21 protein-coding genes and 2 pseudogenes are annotated in these 23,214 nt (G+C 52.8%); 5 read left to right on the forward strand and 18 right to left on the reverse strand.

What is annotated here, in order from left to right:
• Positions 1–27: 27 nt before the first annotated feature.
• A pseudogene (locus AC1VYI_RS12900) lies at positions 28–540 on the forward strand (LysR substrate-binding domain-containing protein); the annotation flags it as partial.
• Between the two features lie 207 nt (positions 541–747).
• Here the strand turns inward: AC1VYI_RS12900 and AC1VYI_RS12905 are convergent.
• Positions 748–834: pseudogene (locus AC1VYI_RS12905) on the reverse strand (alpha/beta hydrolase); the annotation flags it as partial.
• A 185-nt stretch (positions 835–1,019) separates the two neighbouring features.
• Between AC1VYI_RS12905 and AC1VYI_RS12910 the strand changes: the two are divergent.
• Positions 1,020–1,508, forward strand: coding sequence for a hypothetical protein (locus tag AC1VYI_RS12910; protein ID WP_332872521.1), 489 nt, complete (start codon positions 1,020–1,022; stop codon positions 1,506–1,508).
• 42 nt (positions 1,509–1,550) lie between these two features.
• Here AC1VYI_RS12910 and silA read toward each other — a convergent pair whose 3' ends face one another.
• The 4 genes from silA to AC1VYI_RS12930 are packed head-to-tail and all read right to left on the reverse strand — an operon-like array spanning position 1,551 to position 7,719.
• Positions 1,551–4,691 (reverse strand): Cu(+)/Ag(+) efflux RND transporter permease subunit SilA, encoded by a 3,141-nt coding sequence (gene silA, locus AC1VYI_RS12915; protein WP_134867371.1) that lies wholly within the window; start codon positions 4,689–4,691, stop codon positions 1,551–1,553.
• Between the two features lie 10 nt (positions 4,692–4,701).
• Positions 4,702–5,952: an efflux RND transporter periplasmic adaptor subunit gene (locus AC1VYI_RS12920; RefSeq protein WP_134866195.1), complete on the reverse strand. Its 1,251-nt coding sequence runs from the start codon at positions 5,950–5,952 to the stop codon at positions 4,702–4,704.
• An 11-nt stretch (positions 5,953–5,963) separates the two neighbouring features.
• Positions 5,964–6,305 carry a cation efflux system protein CusF gene (gene cusF / locus AC1VYI_RS12925; RefSeq protein ID WP_134866193.1) on the reverse strand — a complete coding sequence of 114 codons (342 nt, stop codon included), beginning with the start codon at positions 6,303–6,305 and terminating at the stop codon, positions 5,964–5,966.
• A 28-nt stretch (positions 6,306–6,333) separates the two neighbouring features.
• Complete coding sequence (locus tag AC1VYI_RS12930) at positions 6,334–7,719, reverse strand: efflux transporter outer membrane subunit (protein ID WP_226483800.1); 1,386 nt, start codon at positions 7,717–7,719, stop codon at positions 6,334–6,336.
• 162 nt (positions 7,720–7,881) lie between these two features.
• Between AC1VYI_RS12930 and AC1VYI_RS12935 the strand changes: the two genes are divergently transcribed.
• Together AC1VYI_RS12935 and AC1VYI_RS12940 are read left to right on the forward strand one after the other, a co-directional pair.
• Positions 7,882–8,565 (forward strand): copper/silver response regulator transcription factor, encoded by a 684-nt coding sequence (locus AC1VYI_RS12935; protein WP_023311824.1) that lies wholly within the window; start codon positions 7,882–7,884, stop codon positions 8,563–8,565.
• Positions 8,555–10,030, forward strand: a complete 1,476-nt coding sequence (locus AC1VYI_RS12940) for a Cu(+)/Ag(+) sensor histidine kinase (protein WP_134866190.1) — start codon at positions 8,555–8,557, stop codon at positions 10,028–10,030. The genes AC1VYI_RS12935 and AC1VYI_RS12940 overlap by 11 nt, the downstream gene beginning before the upstream one ends.
• A 171-nt stretch (positions 10,031–10,201) precedes the next feature.
• Here the strand turns inward: AC1VYI_RS12940 and AC1VYI_RS12945 are convergent, their stop codons facing one another.
• From AC1VYI_RS12945 to AC1VYI_RS12995, 11 genes are all read right to left on the reverse strand, one after another.
• Complete coding sequence (locus AC1VYI_RS12945; protein ID WP_134866188.1) at positions 10,202–11,869, reverse strand: O-antigen ligase family protein; 1,668 nt, start codon at positions 11,867–11,869, stop codon at positions 10,202–10,204.
• Between the two features lie 70 nt (positions 11,870–11,939).
• Positions 11,940–12,809 (reverse strand): fimbrial protein, encoded by an 870-nt coding sequence (locus tag AC1VYI_RS12950; RefSeq protein WP_319003448.1) that lies wholly within the window; start codon positions 12,807–12,809, stop codon positions 11,940–11,942.
• A gap of 48 nt (positions 12,810–12,857) precedes the next feature.
• Positions 12,858–13,403 carry a fimbrial protein gene (locus AC1VYI_RS12955; protein WP_134866184.1) on the reverse strand — a complete coding sequence of 182 codons (546 nt, stop codon included), beginning with the start codon at positions 13,401–13,403 and terminating at the stop codon, positions 12,858–12,860.
• Positions 13,404–13,412: 9 nt separating this feature from the next.
• Complete coding sequence (locus AC1VYI_RS12960) at positions 13,413–13,913, reverse strand: fimbrial protein (protein WP_063409667.1); 501 nt, start codon at positions 13,911–13,913, stop codon at positions 13,413–13,415.
• Between the two features lie 10 nt (positions 13,914–13,923).
• Positions 13,924–14,487, reverse strand: coding sequence for a fimbrial protein (locus tag AC1VYI_RS12965; RefSeq protein WP_226483814.1), 564 nt, complete (start codon positions 14,485–14,487; stop codon positions 13,924–13,926).
• On the reverse strand, positions 14,480–15,016 hold the full coding sequence (locus AC1VYI_RS12970; protein ID WP_134866183.1) for a fimbrial protein: 537 nt from the start codon (positions 15,014–15,016) through the stop codon (positions 14,480–14,482). The genes AC1VYI_RS12965 and AC1VYI_RS12970 overlap by 8 nt, the downstream gene beginning before the upstream one ends.
• Positions 15,017–15,094: 78 nt before the next feature.
• Positions 15,095–15,844: a fimbria/pilus periplasmic chaperone gene (locus tag AC1VYI_RS12975; RefSeq protein ID WP_047741876.1), complete on the reverse strand. Its 750-nt coding sequence runs from the start codon at positions 15,842–15,844 to the stop codon at positions 15,095–15,097.
• 59 nt (positions 15,845–15,903) lie between these two features.
• Entirely contained in the window at positions 15,904–18,408 is a 2,505-nt protein-coding gene (locus AC1VYI_RS12980; protein WP_023311834.1) for an outer membrane usher protein, read from the reverse strand.
• Positions 18,409–18,410: 2 nt separating this feature from the next.
• Entirely contained in the window at positions 18,411–18,983 is a 573-nt protein-coding gene (locus AC1VYI_RS12985; protein ID WP_134866182.1) for a fimbrial protein, read from the reverse strand.
• A gap of 86 nt (positions 18,984–19,069) precedes the next feature.
• Positions 19,070–19,597, reverse strand: a complete 528-nt coding sequence (locus tag AC1VYI_RS12990; protein WP_047741878.1) for a fimbrial protein — start codon at positions 19,595–19,597, stop codon at positions 19,070–19,072.
• Positions 19,598–19,979: 382 nt separating this feature from the next.
• Positions 19,980–20,885: a LysR family transcriptional regulator gene (locus AC1VYI_RS12995; protein ID WP_134866181.1), complete on the reverse strand. Its 906-nt coding sequence runs from the start codon at positions 20,883–20,885 to the stop codon at positions 19,980–19,982.
• Between the two features lie 117 nt (positions 20,886–21,002).
• Between AC1VYI_RS12995 and AC1VYI_RS13000 the strand changes: the two genes are divergently transcribed.
• On the forward strand, positions 21,003–22,403 hold the full coding sequence (locus AC1VYI_RS13000) for an MFS transporter (protein WP_226483816.1): 1,401 nt from the start codon (positions 21,003–21,005) through the stop codon (positions 22,401–22,403).
• Between the two features lie 39 nt (positions 22,404–22,442).
• Here the strand turns inward: AC1VYI_RS13000 and AC1VYI_RS13005 are convergent, their stop codons facing one another.
• Entirely contained in the window at positions 22,443–22,928 is a 486-nt protein-coding gene (locus AC1VYI_RS13005; RefSeq protein ID WP_023311839.1) for an Hcp family type VI secretion system effector, read from the reverse strand.
• Positions 22,929–22,949: 21 nt separating this feature from the next.
• Complete coding sequence (locus AC1VYI_RS13010) at positions 22,950–23,195, reverse strand: hypothetical protein (protein WP_134866180.1); 246 nt, start codon at positions 23,193–23,195, stop codon at positions 22,950–22,952.
• Positions 23,196–23,214 lie beyond the last annotated feature (19 nt).

A 23,214-nucleotide genomic window follows, 5' to 3' on the forward strand; every position in this document is an offset into this window, starting at 1 on the left:
TCTATTGTCTGCTCCCAGAGATAGCGCATCTCCCATCGAGTTCAGGATTTACTGAATCGGGAGGCAGATATTGCCGTATGCATGGCGACGCCGGTGCAGGAGCAACTGATTGCACGTCGGATGGGAAGGGTTGAAATAGGTCTGCATGCCGCGCCAGTCTATCTGTCACGGCGTGGTGCTCCGGAAAGTATTGATGAGTTATTAACCCATACGCTTGTCGGTTTCGATAATTTAACGCCCTTTATTTTACAGGCGCTTAAACAATACCCACAGCTAAACCGCGATCTGTTTACCGTGCGGTCCGACAGTGATATTGCACAATTAAATCTTATTCGCGCAGGAGCTGGTATCGGAATGCGTCAGGTACAGCTGGCTGGTTTTTCTCCGCCGTTGCAGAGGATAATGCCTGATTACTTTGCGTTTCATCTGGACACCTGGCTGGTGATGCATGAGGATTTACGCCAAAGCCGGGCCTGTAAAACGGTGTTTGATTTTCTTGCTGAGGGTTTACAGGCTTATATCAACAGGGCAAAACGGTAAGCCATGCACTGTGAGACGATCAGCGTGACGATAGCAGCACGTGAGAAGATACACTCAGAGGTCATTAGCATTCAGGCCAACGCCCAACGATGCCCATAAAATGCCAGATTCCTTCTGTTCTCATATTGGTGCGCATAATGTATATTATGTTAAATTGAATATGGGCATCAGAGAATAAGCCATAAACCGTTCAGTCAAAACCCTGATATGCGCTTTTTCGCCGTGAATGAACAGGACTGGACGCGGAGAAATTTCCTTAATGTAAGTCATCAGCGGGAAATTCATGAAGGACATCGAAACTCTATGAAGGTGTATACAGACTACCATCCCGTCATCAACATGCTCCATCAAAAGACCAATTTCGTTGATGAGATGTCTGGCACCATGCTCCGTTAACAATACTAGTAACGGGTCGATACCCCCTCTCTGACTTGGACCTTTAAAATGCCTCCCCGACACAGCTGCAACAGCTAAAAACTGTGTTGGCTGACGAAATGGGCAAACCTGTAGGTCTACACACCATGGGTATTCCAGCGGCGATCAGTACCCTCGGGGTAATTGTCAGTTTCGCTATTCCTCAGCTGTGGCTGGGGTATGGCGTACTAGCTGGACTCGACCAGCCAGCGGAACACGTATTCGTCTGGGTTGTCCTGATCGCCCTTCTGTTCGCTGGCCTTAACGGCGTGACGATGTTTATGATTGGCAAAGGCAGCATGCGCGCCGTGCGGTTACACCTTACGCTGGCGGTGATAAGCCTGGTATTAACGGCAGCCTATCTGCTGGTCGCGCTGAGCGGTAGCGCTGCTCCGGGCGTCAGTCTGACCGCGGCGCTAGTGAGTATCGTCATGCTAATGCTTAGCGGCAGCTGTATCCTTTCCACCCCCTTCTATAAGATGCTGCTGTTTACTCTACATAATCGTGCCTGGCGCAAGCTTCTCAGCCAGACGCGTGCTAAAACAGCGCGCTAAGCGTTCATCTCGTAAAAAACCCGCCGCTACCGGCGGGTTTTTTTATGGCTTTTTATGCCTGCGCAACCAAATTAACTTGTACGCCGCCGGAATAATAAACAGCGATAACAGCGGCGCCGTGATCATCCCGCCAATCATAGGTGCCGCTATCCGACTCATGACTTCTGAGCCTGCGCCCGTCCCCCAAAGAATGGGCAGCAGACCGGCAATGATCACCGCGACGGTCATTGCCTTTGGCCGCACGCGCAGCACGGCGCCATGGTAAAGGGCGTCATCCAGCGCCTGTTCTGTGAACGTGTCCCGATGGGACAACGCTGGCTGAGCCTCAACGGCATGACGCAAATACATCAGCATGACCACCCCAAATTCAGCTGCCACCCCGGCCAGAGCGATAAAACCGGTGCCGGTTGCCACAGACATATGGAAGCCCTGCCAGTAAAGGAACCAAATTCCCCCGACCAGGGCGAACGGCAGACTCATCAGGATCAGCAGCGCTTCATCCACGCGACGGAACGCCAGATACAGCAGAATAAAGATGATCATCACCGTCATCGGCACCATCAGCTTCAGTTTCTTGTTGGCGTGTTCGAGCAGCTCAAACTGCCCGGAGAATGAGACGCTGGTGCCCGGCCTCAGCTTTACGTTCTGACTAATAGCCGTCTTAATGTCGTTCACCACCGACACCATATCCCTGCCGCGGGCATCAATATAAATCCAGCTTGCAGGCCGGGCATTCTCCGTTTTCAGCATCGTGGGGCCGGAAACCACGTTGATATCCGCCACATCGCCCAGCGTGATCTGCTGTTTCATCGGCGTCAGGATCGGCATCTGCTTTAACGTGCTCGGGCTGTTCCGGTAGTCCTGAGGATAGCGGATATTAATCGGGTACCGGGCGACGCCTTCCACCGTTTCCCCTACCGTCGCGCCGCCGATGGCCGAGGAGACAAAGAGCTGCACATCGCCCACCGTCATCCCATAGCGCGAGGCTTTTTCCCGGTTGATATCGACGTCAATGTAGCGCCCGCCCTCCAGACGTTCAGCCAGGGCAGACACCACGCCCGGCACCGTTTTGGCTACCGTCTCGATGCTCTGCGCCGTGGCGTCGATATCCGACAGAACGGTACCCGACACCTTGATACCAATCGGGCTTTTGATCCCGGTCGAAAGCATATCGATGCGGTTACGAATGGGCGGAACCCAGAGGTTCGCCAGGCCGGGCAATCGAACGGTCTTATCGAGCTCGTCAATAATCTTGTCAATCGTCATGCCGGACCGCCACTCATTCTCAGGCTTGAGCTGGATGGTGGTTTCCACCATTTCGAGCGGCGCGGAATCCGTTGCCGTTTCGGCCTTGCCGGTTTTGCCAAACACCGAGGCCACTTCAGGTACGGTTTTGATGAGTTTGTCCGTGGTCTGTAACAGCGCGGCCGCTTCTGCCGGAGAAACGCCCGGCAACGTTGACGGCATATACAGCAGATCGCCTTCGTTGATCTTCGGCAGGAACTCGCCGCCCACCTGGCTGAGAGGCCAGATCACCGTGAAGATGGACAAGGCCGCAACCAGCAGGGTTGTTTTTGGCCAGCGGAGCACCTTAATCAGTAGCGGGTGATAGGCTTTAATCAGTAGCCTGTTCAACGGGTTACTGGTCTCAGCGGGAATCTTACCCCGGATCCAGAACCCCATCAGGATGGGGATAACGATGATGGCCAGCGCAGCCGCACCCGCCATGGAGTACGTTTTGGTGAAAGCCAGCGGACCAAACAGCCGCCCTTCCTGCCCCTCAAGAGTAAAGATGGGAATGAAGGATAAGGTGATGATCAGCAGGCTGATAAACAGCGCCGGGCCAACCTCGACAGAGGCATTGGTGATCACCTTCCAGCGGGTGGCGTTATCAATCTGCTCTTCCGGATGCTGGTGATCCCACTCTTCGAGCCGTTTGTGCGCGTTTTCAATCATGACGATGGCGGCATCCACCATCGCGCCGACGGCAATGGCAATGCCTCCCAGCGACATAATGTTGGCGTTCAGCCCCTGGAAATGCATGACGATAAAGGCAATACACAGGCCAAGCGGCAGAGAGATAATCGCGACCAGCGCAGATCGAACGTGCCACAGGAACAGGGCGCAGACGATGGCCACCACGATAAACTCTTCAAGCAGTTTGGAACTCAGGTTGTCGATTGCCCGATCGATGAGCTGGCTGCGATCGTAGGTGGTCACAATCTCAACCCCTTCCGGCAGGCTGGCCTTCAGCGTCTCCAGCTTATCTCTCACCGCCGTGATGACTTCACGCGCATTTTTGCCCGAACGCAGGATCACCACGCCACCCGCAACTTCCCCCTGCCCGTTCAGCTCGGCAATACCGCGGCGCATTTCCGGACCCGTTTGTACGCGGGCGACATCCCGAAGGTAAATCGGTACCCCGTTCTCGCCGGTTTTCAGAACGATGTTATTGAAATCGTCCATCGTCTGCAGATAGCCGCTGGCGCGGACCATATACTCCGCTTCCGCCATTTCAACTGACGATCCCCCCGCCTCCTGGTTAGACGACTCAAGGGCCTGCTTAACCTCCGGCAGGCTAATGCCGTACTGAGCCAGTTTTAACGGATTAACCTGGATCTGATACTGCTTCACCACGCCGCCGACGGAGGCCACTTCGGCCACGTTCGGGATAGTTTTCAATTCAAATTTCAGGAACCAGTCCTGCAATGAGCGCAACTCAGCGAGATCGTGTTTTCCGCTGCGATCCACCAGCGCATACTCAAATATCCAGCCCACGCCCGTGGCATCAGGACCAATTTCAGAGCTCACACCGGCAGGCAGCTTGCCCTGAACCTGGTTCAGATACTCCAGCACGCGCGAACGGGCCCAGTACAAATCGGTGCCGTCTTCAAAAATGACGTACACGTACGAATCGCCAAACTGCGAAAAACCGCGCACGGTCTTTGCGCCGGGAACCGACAGCATGGTGGTCGTGAGTGGATAGGTGACCTGGTTTTCAACAATCTGCGGGGCCTGGCCGGGATAGCTGGTTTTGATAATCACCTGAACGTCAGAGAGATCGGGCAAGGCATCGACTGGCGTGTTAATAATCGTCCAGGTGCCCCAGACGCTGAGGAACAGCGCCCCCATCATGACCAGGAAACGGTTGGCGACCGACCGCCGGATAATCCATTCAATCATCATCGTCTCCTTAATGGCCAGAGTGCGCGTCGCCAGCAGCTTCAGCGTGACGCATGCGCTCCAGCGCGCCGGTAATATTGGCCTCCGAGTCAATCAGGAACAGACCGCTGACCACTACCGACTCCCCCTCTTCCAGTCCGCTACCAATGCCGGACTGCTGCTGAGATTCATGCAGAACGTGGATCCTTTTCGGGACAAAATTCCCGTCCGCATCAACCGTAATAACGCGCTGTTCTTTGCCGGTATCGATAACGGCCTGGGAGGGGATCAGCAGCATTTCCTGGCTTTGGGTGTTCAGCTTCAGGTAGGCATTCATGCCCGGTTTAAGCAGCTCATCCTTGTTATCGACCTGCAGGCGCACCTGCAGCGTACGGGTGGTTGGATCCACGCTCGGCAGAAGACTCCATTTTTCAACCGGGAAGGATTTATCCGGATAAGCCGGTATCGAAACCGCAAACTGCGAGGTCTCTTTCAGCAGATAAGCAATAGACTCAGGCACTGCCGCGCCGATCCAGACCGGATCCATCCCCTGAATTTGCGCCACCACCTTATCTTTGGAAATATTCATGCCGGTACGCAGGTCAAAGGCCGTGATCGCTCCGTCGATCGGCGCCCTGATGGTAAACCGGGTCTGGATAGTGCGGGTCGCACGCAGTCTCTGAATATCATCATCCGGCATACCCGCCAGCCGAAGCCGTTCGAGAACCCCTTTGATTTGCGTCGGCGTTCCGCCGGTACCGGATAACAGCAGAAACTCGCTCTGCGCCTCTACCCAGTCAGGAATGGTTATATCAACGAGCGGCGTGCCTTTCTTCACCTTATCGCCCGTCGTCAGCGGGTACACTTTCTCCACGAAGCCTTCCGCGCGCGCCTGCACAATGACAAACTGATAGTCGTTGTAGCTGACGTTGGCCGGGATGGTCTGGGCATAGTTCAGCGTTCCGCGCGTCACCTTTTGCGTTTTTAATCCCAGGTTCTGAACCTGTGTCGGATCAATACGGATACCGCCACTGCTTTTATTGTCGTTTTCATCCGCATATTTCGGCACCAGATCCATATCCATAAACGGCGATTTACCGGGTTTATCGAATTTTACGTCTGGCTTCATCGGGTCATACCAGAAAAGCACCTTTCTTTCAGAAACGCTATTTTCTGTTTTTTCAGATGAATGAAAAACCTGCCATGCCGTCACCGATATCAGCCCTCCCGCAATAAGGCTGCTGACTATCACGGCAGCATATTTTATTTTTAATGAGGCCATGCCGCGTCTCGCTATTTAATGCTCTTGAGTAAAGAGAGATTGCCCTGCTGAACAAACGAGAAATTCACGTGGCTGCCGACTTTTAAGGCATTAATACTCTCGTCAGCCTGAATAAAGGTAAAACGCATGGTCATCGCGGGCCAGCCAATTTCCGGGATCGCTTCATGGGAAATCGTGACTTTTTTATTCGTGAGATCAATGTCCTTCACGGTGCCGGTTCCCGTGATGACCTGCTCTGAGGTCCCTTCGCTGGCAGCACTCATCATCTCGTGCTGATGAACCTCAGCCTGGAGGCTGGCAGAAAACACAATGGAGATCGCACCAAATACAACGGCCTTAAGTGAATTGCGCATGGTTATTTTCCTGTTTAATTAAATTACGTTATTCGACCCAACCGCCGCCGAGCGCGGTGAAGAGATTAATTTCATTAACCTGCCGGGCATAAATAAGGTCGAGAATATTTTGCTGGGTAGAGAAAAGAGAACGCTCCGCGTCAAGCACTTCGATATAGCTGACCGCGCCGCTGGAATATAACCCTCTGGCACGTTGAAGCGTGATGCGGAGCGAATCCAGATACCGCTGTTGTGCAGCAAGCTGCTGGTTAATGCTGTCCCGCAGCGCGAGCGCGTCGGCAACCTGTTTAAAGGCGGACTGAATTTTTTGTTCGTAATTAACCACCGACTGCTGCTGGCGAATTTCGGCCAGCTTCAGGTTGGCCTTATTTCTGCCCGCATTAAAAATGGGAATTTCGATTTTAGGAATAAAATTCCACATCCCGCTCCCTGACGTGAACAGGCTGGACAACTCCGTGCTTCCGGTTGATAGCCCGCTGGTGAGAGATATGGACGGGAAAAAGGCGGCGCGCGCCGCGCCGATATTCGCATCGGCCGCTTTAAGCTGATACTCCGCTTCCATAATATCCGGGCGCTGCAGCAGTATCGCGGAGGAAAGATGAGGAGGCAGTTTTACCGGGGCGACATCGCTGGCGTTCATGCCTCCGTCGCCCGGGAGCGCGCGATACGAGCCGAGGATAAGCTGCAGGGCATTATTGGCCTGCGCCAGCTCCCCCTCTCTTTTGGCAATCTCTGCCTGCGTGCTTTCGATCTGTCCCCGGGCCTGTTCCAGCGCCAGGACGTTCGTACTGCCCGTCACCAGCTGCTGCTCAACGAATGCATAAGACTGCTGGTAATTTGTCAGCGTATCCTGCGCGATGCGCAGCTGTTTATACGCCAGCTGCTGGTTAAAATAGCTCTGCGACACGTTAGAGACGAGCAGGATATGCACCGCGCGACGGGCCTCTTCGCTGGCGAAAAAGTTTTGTCGGTCGGCATCGCTCATGTTCTTCAGCTTGCCGAAGAAATCGAGTTCATAGCTAAGCGCAAGGCCCGCGTCGTACTGCTGCGCGGTGGGTTTGTCACTTTTCAGCCCGCCGCTGTACGTGATGCCCGAGGAGGCATTCAGCTGAGGATAGCGATCCGCATCCGTCACGTTGAACTGCGCCCGGGCCTCTTCGACCTTCAGGGCGGCCATTTTTAGATCGCGATTGTTCTTCAGGGCTTCCGTAATCAGCCCGGCAACCTGAGGATCGACGAAAAAGTTGCGCCAGCCGGTGTCCTGATACCCAGCCGCCGCGGGCGTCAGGCCGTTACGGGAGAGCGAAAACTGCCGGGGGACAGGTGCTTCCGGCCGCTGGTACTCCGGAGCCAGCGAGACGCAGCCTGCCAGAATAAATACCGTACTGATGCTTAGTCGTTTTAACAGGAACATAACGGTTCAAATAAAGTCCAGAGTAGTTTTAGGGCTACTCTACGCAACGCATCCTGTTTGACGGGTGACAGGATAATGACAATGTTGTCATTTTTAACGTAAGTCATTGTGAACGGTGGCGGGCGCCATAGAATGTCCTCAGCAGCCAGTCAGGGGAGCACGATGAAAATACTGATCGTCGAAGACGAAATGAAAACCGGTGAGTACCTGAGTAAGGGGCTGACGGAAGCGGGGTTTGTTGTAGACCACGCGGATAACGGCCTGAACGGCTACCATCTCGCTATGACCGCGGAATACGATCTGCTGATTCTGGATATCATGCTGCCCGATGTGAACGGCTGGGATATTGTCCGCATGCTCCGCTCGGCCGGTAAAGGGATGCCCATCCTGTTACTCACGGCCCTCGGGACGATTGAACACCGGGTTAAAGGACTTGAGCTGGGCGCGGATGATTATCTGATTAAGCCTTTCGCCTTTGCGGAGCTGCTTGCCCGGGTAAGGACGCTGTTGAGGCGCGGAAATACGGTTATTGCGGAAAGCCAGCTTCAGGTGGCTGACCTGACGGTTGACCTCGTGTCGAGAAAAGTCAGCCGGGCCGGGAGCCGCATCCTGTTAACCAGCAAAGAGTTCAGCCTGCTGGAGTTTTTCATGCGTCATCAGGGTGAGGTGCTTCCCCGCTCCCTGATTGCCTCCCAGGTGTGGGACATGAATTTTGACAGCGACACTAACGCGATTGATGTGGCGGTAAAGCGGCTGCGCGCGAAAATCGATAACGATTTTGAACCGAAGCTGATCCAGACGGTGCGCGGCGTGGGCTATATGCTGGAGGTACCGGATGCGCGTTAAGCTTGCCAGGCGCCCTTTTTCACTTGCCCTGCGGCTGACCTTCTTCATCAGCCTCTCCACGATACTGGCCTTTTTCGCCTTTACCTGGTTTATGCTGCATTCCGTTGAAAAGCATTTCGCCGAGCAGGATGTCAGCGATCTGCAGCAAATCAGCACCGCGATGCACCGCATACTGCAGTCTCCGGTCGATCCTGACCAAAAGAAAATCAGTAAAATCAAAGAGTCGATGGCCAGCTACCGCAACGTGGTCGTCCTGCTCCTGGATCCGCAGGGAAATACCCTGTTCAGCTCGGCGCAAGGGGCGACACTGCGCCCTGCGATGAACACGGCGGATTTTAGCGAACACCGCCGCGCGCAGGATGTGTTTCTCTGGACGGTTGAAGACCCTGCCGAAAACATGCACGCCGGGTCCAACATGAAAATGGAAACGTACCGGATTATCGCCTCCTCAGGCACGGCGACGCTTCAGGGTAAACCCCAGAACTACGTTATGCTGATCGGGCTCTCCATTAATTTTCATCTCCACTACCTTGAGGCGCTGAAAAAAAACCTTCTGGCGATTGCCGCCGTTATCAGCCTGCTGATTATTCTTGTTATCCGCATCGCGGTGCGCCAGGGACATTTGCCCCTGCGTAACGTCAGCAACGCCATTAAAAACATCACCTCCGAAAATCTGGATGCACGACTGGAGCCGACACGCGTTCCGATTGAGCTGGAACAACTGGTCATCTCCTTCAACCATATGATCGAAAAGATTGAAGATGTCTTTACCCGCCAGGCCAATTTCTCTGCCGATATCGCGCACGAGATCAGAACGCCTATCACCAATTTGGTGACGCAGACTGAAATCGCACTGAGTCAGGATCGAACACAAAAGGAACTTGAGGATGTCCTCTATTCCAGTCTTGAAGAGTATAACCGGATGACCAAAATGGTCAGCGATATGTTGTTCCTGGCACAGGCTGATAATAATCAGCTGATACCTGACAGGGTCATGTTTGACCTCAGAGCGGAAGTCATAAAAGTTTTCGAGTTTTTCGAAGCCTGGGCCGAAGAACGCAATATTGCGCTCAAATTTAACGGAATGCCCTGTCTGGTTGAAGGAGATCCGCAAATGTTCAGAAGAGCGATCAATAATCTTTTATCCAACGCCCTGCGTTATACCCCTGAGGGACAGGCAATCACCGTTTCAATAAGAAATCAGGGAAGCTTTTTTGACCTTGTGATTGAAAATCCGGGGAAACCAATCCCTGAAGATCATTTATCAAAGTTGTTTGACCGTTTTTATCGGGTGGATCCGTCCAGACAACGAAAAGGAGAAGGCAGCGGCATCGGTCTTGCGATTGTGAAGTCAATCGTGGAAGCACATCACGGAAGAGTGTATGTGGAATCGGATGTACGCTCGACGCGTTTTATTTTATCCCTACCCAGACTGGAGAAAATAATTCCGGATCCCCAACACTGAGAATAAATATTTAAATGACAGAGATGTCATTAGCCTGTCATGCTGCAAACAGAAGCCATTCGATAAAATCAGTGCGACTTATCAGGAAGATCGGCGGATGCGCACCGCCGAATTATCAGTGCAGGCTGAATGCGATTGTTGTATCCGTGCTTTTACCCTTTCATTGCGACGCTATAACTTCACGCACGTAAAGCGGATATCCTCTGGCCACAGTGCGTTGCTTTGCATACATATCTCTTTAGCGTTTTCGCTGTTTTGCGCCCTGTAGATCATCATCAGGCTGAAGTTGACATCAGGGCTATTGTGAACCTTCCGATAGTGCTCGGCCCAGGACTGGAAGCGAGTTAATAAATCAGGATCTCTTGTCAAATTGAACCGCAGCAGCAGAGCTACGTGGCGGTCAAAATCCAGCCTGTCATGTTGACTCCAGGGATTGAGTAATGTTCCAACAGCCGTGCTTTCATCCCTGGCCAGCGGTGCAAGCCCATGTTGCTCAATAGTGGTCATTTGCACTTCGGTTACGACACCGGTTGCCATAAATATCAAAACGGCACTCGCGGCCAAAACGCGTAATATTCTGTTGGCCGTCATCATGTTGCCCTGGCCGACATTTTTAACCGGCGTCGCTGTTGGGCCGTTAATTCCCAGCAGGATGACAAGAACCAGACCATGCGTCACTGATTGATAGAGCGGATACTCCAGATTCATGTGTAGCGCAATGGGTAATAACATCGCCAGACCAATCCATCGACGCCCTCCCCGACTCCACAGCCTTTTCAGCATGCCGCCGATCATCAGAATCACACCCGCGACGGCAACGAGCCCCCCTTCCATCCATGTATAGAAAAATTCATTGTGTGGATAGAGAATCGTCTTGCTTTCCAGTCCTCGAGTCGCCTGTTGCGCCAATTGGGCGAGTAATGCTTCAAAACTGCCGTAGCCATTGCCGATGACAGGATGGTTCTGGATTAGCTGCCAGGTCAATTGCAATATATACCAGCGTTGACTATCGGAATCACCTTTATCAACCACGCCAGGCGCAAAACCAGGAAATAACCGTGGACCAACATGAAGCGTGACAAGACCCAGAACGATACCCGCTAACATCAGCAACAGAGAAACATAACCGTGGCGACGGCGCGTTTTGTTTGCTGCTACCAGCACGAGCAGGCAGCCCAGGATAGCGCCAAGATAACCTGCCCGGCTTTGCAACAACACCAGCATGGCCGGTAGCATAAACAGTGACAGGGAACAGAAACGCGTTACCCACTTCTGGCGCGTCGTTGTATTAAGCCAAAGGGCACAAACCGTGCCGGTGGCTAAAAAAGAAGCCAGAACGTTTACCTGCTGGAAGATGCCGTACGGGCGTCCGCCGGGCAGCGTCGCCATATCAGTCAATTGATACAGACAGAAAATGGTCTGTAAAAAGGCCGATATCACCATAATCAGCAGCCAGTGACGTCTGATAATGGGCGTTATGGGGCTTTTAAGCAGTTCCAGCCAGACGATGAGCAGCCCCCACAGCGCCATCACTTTCGTCGCGGCGTTCCACTGCCAGGCGGAAGACGGCGACCATAGCAGCGGCAGTGACCACAGAATGGCTCCCGTTATAATCAGTTGGGTGCCAGCAGGATAAATAAATTTCACCCTTCGTTCGGTGAGTGAACCCCACAGCACCATGAGCGCCATCGCGCACCAGGCCAGCAGATTTTGGGGTAACGCCAGTCCGGAGCCCCCCTGATTCGGTAATAGCCAGAGCAGACCACCGCATAACCAGACGCCAGCGATAAAAAGTAGACCGCGGCGCGGTGAATAATAATTACAGTTTATATTTAACATGACTATTTTCATAAAAATCGGGGCGGAAAAAATTTCCGCCCCGTTAAAGGAAAGCAGGATTATTTGGGCATTACTGTTGGGTCATGACCATGACCGCGCTGGCGGTGAACGCGCCGGTGGGAATATCTTTCACCGCCACCGCTGAATCACGAATAGCCTGAAAACCGAGGTCGACCGTATTCGATCCGCTTTTCAGGTTAATTGTGGCTTTGCTGGTTGGGGATACGGCAGCGTTGTTATAAATAATCGCCGTGCCTACCCCATTTGCTGAGGTTTTTACTGCCTGCGTGCTGCCAATGGTAATCGCCGTATAGGTGATATTCATTGAGACGGTGACGTCTCCACCTGTGCAACTCACCGGGATCTTAATATGGTTTGCAGAGCCAGAGCTTGGTGTTGTTGGTAACGTAGCGCGATCCAGCGAGCCCAGGGATACATTCAGAGCATTACCGCTGTTGATGCTACATGAAGTGTTAACTACAGGCGTTGGGGGCAGAATTTGTCCAGTACATCGCCCTATAGTGTTTAAATAATAAATCTTTCCATCAGTACCTTTTAATACATCGCAAGCATCCCAGGAAGAACGCGGTTGCCATCCACAAACCCGACTCCCTCCATTCGTCCCCGGATTAATATCCTGAGAATTTAATGGTTGAGTTGCGTTAATATAGCTGCTGAAAACTGCCCAACAATCTATATTTCCACTAGAGTCAACACCTCTCGCTCCAATGGTATAGTACCCGGAAACTGGTACGTAAAACGTTGATGCCAATTTTATGGAACAGTACCCCTGCCGTAAGGAGTGTTCCTGAGCATCGTATGAATAACTTCGTGGTAAACCACAATTGTTATCGATAGAAAAGCCCATGATCGTCGCAGTCGCACTACCCGAGCTAAGCAGCATGACCATGGCAAAGGTGAAGAGATTTACTATCGACATAATATAGCGATGACACCGTTTATGAATATTCACTTTAATCTCTCTTCATTAAGGATAGGCTAGCATAAAGGTAGACACCGCGGTAAAATTCCCCGGTGTAATGGTTTCCTGCCGCAGATGGGTCGGTTCCCCCTGAATATAGGCCATCAGGGTGAAGGTATTGTCACCGCTGTTCAGTACATGTTCCGGTGTCGGTTTATTAAACGGTACCGCGATACCGTCTTCGGTCTCCACACCAATTGCGATCCCCGCAGCTTCCCCTGTCACCGCTAACAGTCCGGGCAGTTCCGTGCTCTCTGTGCCTTTAAATGTGATAGAGGCTTTACTGGCTATCGATAAATCACAGTCCGTCAGGGTAATGGTGAACGGTACGCCTTTGGTACGGGCATAGGCATACAAATCGGGTTCCATGATCATGTCAAAATCGAAGCTCAGATCGGTAGTTAAGGGGTCCAGCCCGCAGGGCGCGCTGGTCAATGTCCCGCTAAAGTGCAGGTTATCCTCAATCGCCAGAGCGGGCGTGATGGTCAGGCCGGATGCGACAAGTAATGCCGCTATTCCCCGGCTTGTCGCCTTCACGAGTCGAATGTTCATGGTTGTGCCTCAGAAATAATCCGCGGTTAATGTCGCAACGGCCGTAAACGTCTGTTCGCTCAGCACTTTATTCGGATCTTTAACCGGTACAGCGCTTAGCACCAGGGATTGCAGGCCGCCAAGCGTTGTTTTCAGCGGCTGGTTGAGCTTCATCGGCACGCCGTTAGCCTGAATCTGGATACCCAGCCCGTCAGCAGATGTCGTAACGGCGGCGTCATCGAAAATTTCGGCCACCCCGCTCACCTGAATATTGAGTGCGGAATCATCCGGCGCGCCGTGGCAGTCAACGGTATAGGGAATGTCCTGTTTATTGTCGATGCCGTTCACTTTACCCACGCTGATGCTGCCAAACGACACATCGATCACCTCATCGCCTGAAACGGTACAGGGCGTGGTAATGATAAATGTGCCTTTAAAATTGACAGACATCTGATCGCCAACCTGTGCGGCATGCGGCGTCCCGGTCAGCAGCAAACCAGATAAGGTGACAATGTGGAGTATTCTCTTCATAACCGTCTGTTCAATTAAACGAAAGTTGCAATGTGGCAGAAGCCGTGAACGTATCGCCATTTGTCACCTGTTTACTGTTTGTGGTGCTGATTTGTACTAACTGCGCCTCAAGCGTGGGTGGCTTGCTTTGGTCGATGGTGAACCACTTCCCCGACGCCTGCGGGGCGCCATTCACAAGCAGTTCAACACCAAGCATCCCTTTGTCTATCTCAATCACGTCGGTTCCGTTGTAAGCTTTATAGCTGCCCGATAGACTGGCCAATTGCATTTGAAGAAGCCCCGCGGTATCACCGGTACAGGTAAAATCGCTGGTAATCGATTTACGGTAATTCCCATCCAGCGTCATGGTGTCCGTCCCCTCCGGGAGCAATTTCACATCACCAAAGTCGACCGTCAGGCTGTCGCCCTGATTAAACTGACAAGAACCGTTTGCCACCAGAGTGCCATCGATATTGATGTTTAATGAGTAGGTGTCGCCTTTATTTGCCTGGCTTACCGTCGGGACCAGCAGCACCAGTGCGAGGAGCGGTGTACAGGCAAGGCGAATAAACGTCATCACGCGTGAACTAGTCATAACTGATTCCGAAATCAACTGAGGCGCGAAATTCTCCCGCAATCAGCGGGGCGATGGTACGAACAGGGATAACGGTATAGGTCAGCTCATCACTGCCCGTCGTCACAAACTGCGGCTTGCCCCGCATCCCGGGAATAACGATTCTGCCGTTGTTATCCAGAATGCGAAGGCCGACGCCAGACATTCCGGCGATCAGTAATAACGTGGGATCGTCAGGATCCGTCGCGCCCATGAAGCTCACGGTGACCACCGGTTGGGTTTCATCCCATGTCGATGGCCCTATTCGACCGCGACGTTGCAGGCCACCGGTGCTTTCGCAACCGAGAAGACGAAAAACGATTTGTGTCGGATTGCCGGTATCGCCCGGACGTTTCATCGCCCCCAGCGCCGAGTTATCCATTACCACATCCTGCAGCTTTGAACGCATGCTGATCAGGCAACTTCCGTTACGCAGAACGCCATGAACGTGCAATTGACCATTCTCACCCTGGACATTCCAGTCATCGACAGCCAGAGCATTATTCGCCAAGCTGCCGCTCAGAAGCAGACTCAACGCACACGTGCGCGAGTAGCGGTAAATTGCTTTTCCGTTCACAGGTTGCTCTCCTTAACCCGCGTTAACATGGTCCACTGCACAGGTATTCCCCGCACAGTTAAAAACAAGTTTCGGCCGGCCACCGTAATCATTTACGGAAGTCAGTACCGGGTGTGCGCCCAGTGAAGCCGCGGTTGCGCCCAGCGCAATGCTTTCTTTAGGCGCGACCATTACAGGTTTAAAACTCTCGATATCACCGCCCTTCTCTGACGTCGCTGCCGCGACAATCGTCAGGTAGTAAGGCGTGGGATTGCTTAACCGGAATCCTTCACCCTGACGAGTTAAGGTGAGTTTTTTCGCGGCCTCGTTCTCCATCCCGTTTTGTAACTGCAACGCTTCCGGGCGGTAAAAGAGTTTGACGCGGGTTTGCAACGCAAGCTGAAGCGTATTGGGTTTAGAACTCTTCGGTGGAATTTCGCGTACGTTAAAATAAAACAGCGATTCTCTGTCCTGCGGTAACGCCTGGGCGTTATTACCTTGAATTTTCACCTGACCTTTAGCGCCTGGCTCAACGCGTTGCACCGGCGGTAATGCCATAAACGGCGTCTCGGTTTTATTGCCGTTACTGTCCTCAATCCAGGACTGGGCCAGATAAGGCAAGGATTTATTTTGATTCGTTACGGTCACACTCATTGATTTCTGATTGCCGCTATAAATCACCCGGGTGCGATCCAGCGCAATGGCTGCATTTACCTGCTGCGCGACCAATGCCAGTGCGAGTACACCCAGCGTTAGACCGATCTTTTTCTGCACAAAACACATAACTCACTCTCTTTATTACAAAATGATAATGACGGTTTTGCCTGATCCCATCACCACGATCAGCGTGAGAGGCAAGGCAACAACAGATTTTTGATTGTTTCCGGCAGCGATGGCGGCAACTCGATGTAACATTGCACGTCGTTGCCCCAGTACACGTCCATGCGCTCTCCAGGACGTATACCTGAAAGCCAGACGCTGCCGTTTTCGGCGACAATCCCTGTTGTCATGTTGTCTCCATTGCGTACTTCTGCGCCAAACGGCGGTTCGCTGCCGTCAGCCAGTTTGATCACCGCCATGCCCTTCTGCCCGGCGAGAATGCCAAAGGCACGGTAGCCAATAGCGCCTTCCGTTAACGTGTCCTGCACAACTGAACGTGTGGCATCGACGTTTTCCGGCAGGCTGTCCAGATCAACGCTCACGCTGCTTCGGTAGTAGCTGCTAACATCCGCAACGACCGCCTTACCGAAGGCATTGGTACGAACGATCCCCGCCATGCCCTGCACGGGAACGCCTTCCACTCCTGCCGTATCGACGAGCATTCGGGTTCCTCCCGTTGCATTGGTTCTGTGTAGCGCCGCCCCCCTGGCGGTAGCGGTAACGCCTCCTTGTAGCGACAGACTTGCGGCGCTGGTTTTGCTGCCGGTATAGCTGGCATTGGCGGTCACACTTGCGCTATCGCCATCATGAGTAAAGTACCCGCTCCCGGTACCTCGGCCGTCAGTCGTGCTGCCGGCATTAACCTGGTAATAATTGTTGGCGTCAATGCGCTGGTAATAACCCACCGTATTGCTACTGCTGTCTCCGCTGTACTGGCCGTTGTAGCTCACTGTTGCGCCGTTGGACCACGGCACAGACAAGCTCAGATAGACGCCATCATCTTTAGAGTCGTCATATTCTGTTCTGTAGGCAGACAGTGTCAGGCTAATGTTCTTAAACCGACTGACGTCAAAAAAGTTCGATAGCGAAACGTTCCAGGTGTTCGTCGCTTCCCTGTCCCAGTATGTCTGGTGGCTATAGTTCAGAAACGCGCTCATGTTCTGTTCGCGGAACTGTTTATTCATGGTGATGGTGTACAGTTCTTTGTCGCGCCCACCGTTATCGCCGTTGTGATAGCGGCGGTCCAGATACTGAGACATGCTCATAAAGTCACGTTCTGAGAAACGGTAACCCGCAAAGGTCACCTGACTATCAAACTCATCAAAGCGTTTCGAATAGCTGACGCGAAATGATTTACCGCTTAATGTGTCCTGATTCGGAATCGCGGCCCGGGACTGAGTGACGTCAAAGGAAATTGCCCCAAACATCAAGAGATCGCGCCCGACCCCCAGGGAGAGCGCGTTATAGTCCCCTGCCAGTAGCGTTCCGCCATATAATGACCAGCCGCTATTCACGCCCCATGATGCTTCGCCAGTGGCAAAATTTGGCCCCTGAGAATGGTGGTCATAATCAGAGGGTTTCCCCATAGCGACCCGGTAACGTACCAGGCCTGGCCGTGTCAGATAAGGAATGGAGGCGGTATCGACCTGAAAGGTTTGCGTTGCGCCATCCTGCTCTTCCACTTTGACATCCAGTTTTCCGGATACGGCCGAGTTGAGATCCTGAATACGAAACGGACCTGGCGCGACGGTGGTTTCATAAATCACGCGGCCCTGCTGGCTGATAGTCACTTTGGCGTTCGTCTTCGCGACACCTACCACTTCCGGTGCATATCCGCGAAGATTGGGCGGCAACTGGTTATCGTCAGTAGACAGGCTGGCGCCGGTAAAACGGAAACTGTCAAACAGTGAGGAATTTAAATAGTCTTCTCCCAGCACCAGTTTTGCCCGCAGTGCGGTGATGGCCCGATAGGTATAAACCCGGCTCCAGTCCCAGCTTTGCTGTTTTTGACTCTCATTTCCTGTGTTGCGTATGTATTGCGCTTGCCAGTCACCCCGAAGGCGCCAGGCACCCAGATTCGCGCCAGTCGTGCCGTTACCCGTGACGGAATTGGAACGTTGTTCCTGTTGTTTCGACGACGTTGCATTGACGGTGTAATCAAACAGTACGCCCGGAATTCCCTCATCCCAGCGAGAAGGCGGATCCCAGTTTTCGGCCGTATACTCCAGGTATGCCTGAGGAATGCTGAGATAGAGTGTACTTGTCCCCAGATCGGCTCTGGCTACCATTCCTTCCAGAGAATGAAGATTCAGACACTGTCCGTTATGCCACCATGAAACACCTTTAACGATGGACTCTTTCAGGCCAATTTGTAAGACATGCTCGGCTGTGAGGCAAACTTCGCTCCCTTTCGGATCATCTTCAGGCGGGAAATACTCTACCGTCTGATCCGGTATGTCGGTTTTATTGACCTTTAGCGTAAGCTGATACTTGCCGGGCATTAAATAACCCGCCCGGGAAAACTGGCTTAAATCAACATTATTCCGCTCTTTAATGTCGAGTACATCAGTATTAAATTCGACATTATCTTCAGCGTGAACGCCTTTTACTGCCAAAAACGCAAGAATTACACCAACCGCTACAGGGTGTAACTTGCCCAGAAAGATGGTTTTATTGACTTTTTTCATTTTCAAAAGTAATCAACTTTGAAACGTATCGTGGCCGTATACTCACCCGCTTTCAGGCGGTCGCGATTACCCATAAGACGCAACTGGTATTTAAGAATTTGTGAACCGTTGCTCAATGTACCCGGAGGGAGCGCTTTCCCTGGTTGCGCCACATTTCCGGCGACATCCGTAATTTCAAGCCCTACGCCTGATGCGCCGTCAACGGAAAAAAGTCCATCTGAAGATGGACCATCAAACGTCGTCTGGAAATGGGATGACAGGGTTTGCGCATCCTTATTTATATGCAGATTGCAATTGACCAGCGTTAACGAAAAGGGATTTTTATTTCCACGACCATTGTGAATAATTTCACCCACGGTCGTGGTCATCATTTCAATGCTTTGCTCACGATCGACGGTGGCGATAGCGCATGGTGTATCAATTATACTTCCCTGCATATTGACAATGCCGTGGCCTTGATCGGCCTGTGCATGGCGAGGGTTATGTGCCGCCGCCACGCACGGTATCAATATACAGGGAAATATAATCACTCGAAGTCCAGATAATACAATCATTAAAATACGCTCTGGTTTCATGAAAAAAAGTGCCAGTGATTAAGACAATTAACTAATCACCGGCACAATAACAGGGTTAATTACTTGCGTAATAAGTCATGCCGGGATTATGGGTAATCCAGTGCGAAGCTGGCAATAGCCTGGAATTTACCCGGGACGATTGTCGCAGACGCGCCATCACCCTTAAGGAAAGCAGCAAACGTCAGGTCGTTATCACCATTCAGCAGTGCCTGCGCCGGAGAAGCCTGGCCCAGTTTAATCGGAGTACCGGTGTCCGTCGTAATTGCAACAGAAGCGCCTTTCGCGGTGCCCTGAATACCGAGCAGATCCGGGTTAGCCGCAGATGCGGTGCCAGAGAACGTGGTGGTCACTGTCTTTTTGGTTGTCGTATCACACTGTTGCAGTTTGATAGCGAAAACCTGTGGAATAGATGTGCCGCCATCTTCCAGCGCCAGGTTAGAGATCTGACCCAAATCAACGGTTTGGTCAGCACTGTCTGGTGTAATGGAGCAAGGCGCATCAATAATAGAACCCGTAAACGTAACGGTACCATGTCCCTGATCTTTTGCATTCGCATTTGCGATCATAGCACCAGCTATCATCGCAATCGCGAGAGCGATTTTCTTTGCCTTCATATAAGAACTCTCTTCAATAAGATATTGCCCATTTGGGTTCATTGCTTTCTCAGTTTTCTGACAAGAGCAATGTGTATATATTCTTTCCTTTCGATGGGGTCGCTTCAACAACAACACAGTGTCAAATGAGACTCAAAAAAGATTATATAATGGCAAGATATGCAGGCTTGAGGGTTTCAATCCATCTCTGTTCTCGGGCCGCTTATTTCAGAAGAACAAAAAGAATTGACGTTATTTTAGTTACAGGGGAATTGATATGGCTTATTTATATTAGTGGTTAATTTAATAAGACGCAATACGCAGGCGTGCTGGCTAACCGCCGAATAATCCCACCATCACGCGGGGGAAAGCACGATTGGACTTGCCATCGTGAACCCCATCGTCAGCGCACAGCGCGGCACACCTCCAGTACCTTCTCCCTGAGCCAGCGATGCCCCGGATCCCTTTCCATGCGCGGATGCCACATTTGTGACACCGTAATGCTCCGGGTTTTAAACGGCAGTTCAAAGACGTGCACGCGCTCGTTCATCGGCTGATTGAGCAGGTATAACGCCGGCACCATGGCAATCAGATCGGAGGCCAGCGCCACGGATAACGCCGTCGGAAACCCGGGCACCACGCTGGCGATCTTGCGCTTTATCCCCCGTTCCGCCAGCGCGTCATCGACAAACCCGTGCAGCGATCCGTCCGGCGAGGCCACCACATGGCCCCACGCGACATAATCGTCAAGGCTGACGTCGGGCCGTAATGAAAGCGGATGTCCCTTGCGCACCGCGCCAACAAACCGATCCTGGAAAAGCCGCTGCAGCCGTATTTCCGGGCCCATATTGCTCTGCACGCCGATCTCCAGGTCGACCAGCCCCTCACGCAAATAGCGCGAGGTTTTTTCAGGTTTCGGCGAGAAGCGGATGCACACCCCGGGCGCAACGCTCGCCACCGCCGCAATCAGCAGTGGCCCAAACGCCACCACAAAACCGTCGTTGGCTCTGATGGTGAACAGCCGCTCGAGGCTTTCTACCTTCAGCGCGTCGGTGGAGGGCTGCAGCACAGCCCTCGCCTCATGCACGGCGCTTCTGGCGCGGTCCCGCGTGGCTTCGGCCCAGGGCGTCAGCACCATATGACGACCGGCCCGCACAAGAATAGGATCGCCTGTCACCTCCCGCAGCCTGCTCAGGGTGCGGCTCATGGCGGAGGTACTGAGGTTCAAACGTCGCGCCGCGCCCGCCACGCTGGCTTCTGCCAGCAGAACGTCGAGCGCAACCAGAAGGTTAAAATCAGGATCGGACACGGTAGCTCCTCAGATATGGCGTTATATGCAATGATTAAATGCAAATGCTGCGTCTTCCGCCCTGTATACCGCATGATTATAGTTTCGTCATCACGATTCTTATGCGGAGTAACGACGATGACGCTATTTTCAAACCAGCCCGGCGATGAGGGTTTACCCGGGCATGAACGCGCCCGGGTCCTGGCCGCCGTTATGACAACCACGCTGATGGGCGTCTTTGACGGCACCATGATCAACATCGCGCTGCCCTCCATGGCAAGAGCGATGCAGGTGCCCGCGAACGTGGCGGTCTGGTTCGCCAACGGTTATCTGCTGTCAGCGGCGATGACGCTGGCCATTTTCGCCGCGCTGGCGGCGCGCGTGGGCTATCGCCGGGTATTTCTTGCCGGGCTTGCCACCTTTACGCTCACCTCACTCGGCTGCGCGCTGGCAACAACGCCGGAAATGTTAACCGGGATGCGAATTCTGCAGGGCATCGGCGGCGCGGCGACCCTGAGTATCGCTCCGGCGATCCTGCGGTCCGTTTTTCCGGGGCGACTGCTGGGCCGTATTCTGGGGCTGCACGCCCTGCTTATCGCCTCCAGCACGGCGATAGCCCCGGTACTCGGCGGAACAATACTGGACGCCCTGAGCTGGCAATGGCTGTTCGCTATTAACCTTATTCCGGGCAGCATCGCCCTGCTGTTGGCATGGCGGGCCTTGCCGCGGGAATCGGCCGTTGACCGTACTCCCTTTGACGCGCCGGGCGCCGTGCTCTCCGCCGTCCTGTTAGGTTCGGCGATCATGCTGGCCGACAGCCTTCAGCACGTGACGCAACACATTAACCGGCAGGCCGTCTTCTGGGGCGTTCTCGCGCTGGTCAGCGCCTTCGCCTTTACCTGGCGTATCCGGCGCGCGCAACATCCGTTACTGCCCCCGGTGATATTCAGCAACGGGCGCTTCACCCTCGCCGCGCTGACCTCACTGGCCTCGTTTGTCAGTCAGGGCATCACCTTTGTCGCGCTGCCGTTCCTGTTTCAGTGCGTGTATGGCTACAGCCCTGTGGTCTCCGCGCTGCTGTTCACCCCGTGGCCGATTGGCATCGTGCTGATTGCACCGCATGCGGGACGCTGGGCAGATACGATTTCCGCGCCGCTGATCTCGACAATCGGGCTGATGATTTTTGTCGGTGGGCTGATCCTGCTGGCGACGTTGCCGGAAAGCCCTTCCGCATGGAATATCTGCCTGCGCAGTCTGGTTTGCGGGATTGGGTTTGGCTGCTTCCAGAGCCCCAATAACCGGGAGATGCTCTCTAACGTGGCGCGGGAATATGCCAGCTACGCCTCCGGCGTGTTGTCGATTGTGAGGACATTCGGCCAGTGTCTCGGTGCCGCCGCGGTGGGCGTGCTGTTGGCGACGACCGAATCAGACCATGACCGGGCCGTGCATTTTGCGCTGTGGATAGCCGTGATAGCCTCAACGGGATCGGTGTTATTTAGCGTGAGTCGGCTGCGCCCTGCAGTTCGGGCATCAGCGTAAACTGTTGCAGCGCCTTCCGGCGCTGCTCGTTTATAACGCCTACGCTGTAAGGCGTTCATTCCACGCATCAGTGTATTGAATATTTCCGTCCAGGATTTTCCATGTGATTTTTGCGTATCGCAAAGATACATTTTCCAGGTGACCAGTACCGGGACAATCTCTTGTATCATGCATAACTGGAGTTATTGAAATGACTTTCACACCTTCCATAAGAATATTGAAGTATTCCACTTCCTGACCAGCATCATTGATGTGATAGAACTTTAATTCAGCACTTTGAAGCGTTTGACCTGTAGCCACTGCTTTGTATAGATAGGGTGAAGATGAATCAATTGCTTTTGTTAAACTGAAAGCTGAGTGTTGCCTTGTACCTGTAAGTTTACCTGTTGCCTCATCTGTTGGAATGCTCAGGTTATGGATCAGATCTCTAAGCTCTATACTTCCTTCACGGTCTGCAACATCAGAACCGCCACGGATCATTGCTCCACCATCGTCTTTCAAAAAGAGGTGTACTGGTACAGCCATTTCTAAAACTCCTTATGCTAATTAATCTCTTATTCCATTTGCTATGAGGTTAATTACAGGCATGATCGCTACACCATCTGCATAGAACAGATCCGAATTAGTGAATGAATAAACCTTACCTGTGATTTTTATATTTACCGTGTTCCCATAAGCAGAAGCTGTAACATTTCTTGTATTGGCTTCAAGGAACGGCGATCGATCTTTAAGGGCCTTTATAATGTTCCCGCTGTTGTCTTTATCTAAATAGAAGCGGTAAACATCAGACACCGTAGCTCCTCCGTCATCA

Source organism: Enterobacter sp. QK-SA4, assembly GCF_056856775.1.

What these genes read in the sequence shown, in the direction of transcription:
- silA (WP_134867371.1), bottom strand. Translation starts at nt 4,691, where the DNA reads ATGATTGAATGGATTATCCGGCGGTCGGTCGCCAACCGTTTCCTGGTC.
- AC1VYI_RS12920 (WP_134866195.1), bottom strand. Translation starts at nt 5,952, where the DNA reads ATGGCCTCATTAAAAATAAAATATGCTGCCGTGATAGTCAGCAGCCTT.
- cusF (WP_134866193.1), bottom strand. Translation starts at nt 6,305, where the DNA reads ATGCGCAATTCACTTAAGGCCGTTGTATTTGGTGCGATCTCCATTGTG.
- AC1VYI_RS12930 (WP_226483800.1), bottom strand. Translation starts at nt 7,719, where the DNA reads ATGTTCCTGTTAAAACGACTAAGCATCAGTACGGTATTTATTCTGGCA.
- AC1VYI_RS12935 (WP_023311824.1), top strand. Translation starts at nt 7,882, where the DNA reads ATGAAAATACTGATCGTCGAAGACGAAATGAAAACCGGTGAGTACCTG.
- AC1VYI_RS12940 (WP_134866190.1), top strand. Translation starts at nt 8,555, where the DNA reads ATGCGCGTTAAGCTTGCCAGGCGCCCTTTTTCACTTGCCCTGCGGCTG.
- AC1VYI_RS12945 (WP_134866188.1), bottom strand. Translation starts at nt 11,869, where the DNA reads ATGTTAAATATAAACTGTAATTATTATTCACCGCGCCGCGGTCTACTT.
- AC1VYI_RS12950 (WP_319003448.1), bottom strand. Translation starts at nt 12,809, where the DNA reads ATGTCGATAGTAAATCTCTTCACCTTTGCCATGGTCATGCTGCTTAGC.
- AC1VYI_RS12955 (WP_134866184.1), bottom strand. Translation starts at nt 13,403, where the DNA reads ATGAACATTCGACTCGTGAAGGCGACAAGCCGGGGAATAGCGGCATTA.
- AC1VYI_RS12960 (WP_063409667.1), bottom strand. Translation starts at nt 13,913, where the DNA reads ATGAAGAGAATACTCCACATTGTCACCTTATCTGGTTTGCTGCTGACC.
- AC1VYI_RS12965 (WP_226483814.1), bottom strand. Translation starts at nt 14,487, where the DNA reads ATGACTAGTTCACGCGTGATGACGTTTATTCGCCTTGCCTGTACACCG.
- AC1VYI_RS12975 (WP_047741876.1), bottom strand. Translation starts at nt 15,844, where the DNA reads ATGTGTTTTGTGCAGAAAAAGATCGGTCTAACGCTGGGTGTACTCGCA.
- AC1VYI_RS12980 (WP_023311834.1), bottom strand. Translation starts at nt 18,408, where the DNA reads ATGAAAAAAGTCAATAAAACCATCTTTCTGGGCAAGTTACACCCTGTA.
- AC1VYI_RS12985 (WP_134866182.1), bottom strand. Translation starts at nt 18,983, where the DNA reads ATGAAACCAGAGCGTATTTTAATGATTGTATTATCTGGACTTCGAGTG.
- AC1VYI_RS12990 (WP_047741878.1), bottom strand. Translation starts at nt 19,597, where the DNA reads ATGAAGGCAAAGAAAATCGCTCTCGCGATTGCGATGATAGCTGGTGCT.
- AC1VYI_RS13000 (WP_226483816.1), top strand. Translation starts at nt 21,003, where the DNA reads ATGACGCTATTTTCAAACCAGCCCGGCGATGAGGGTTTACCCGGGCAT.
- AC1VYI_RS13005 (WP_023311839.1), bottom strand. Translation starts at nt 22,928, where the DNA reads ATGGCTGTACCAGTACACCTCTTTTTGAAAGACGATGGTGGAGCAATG.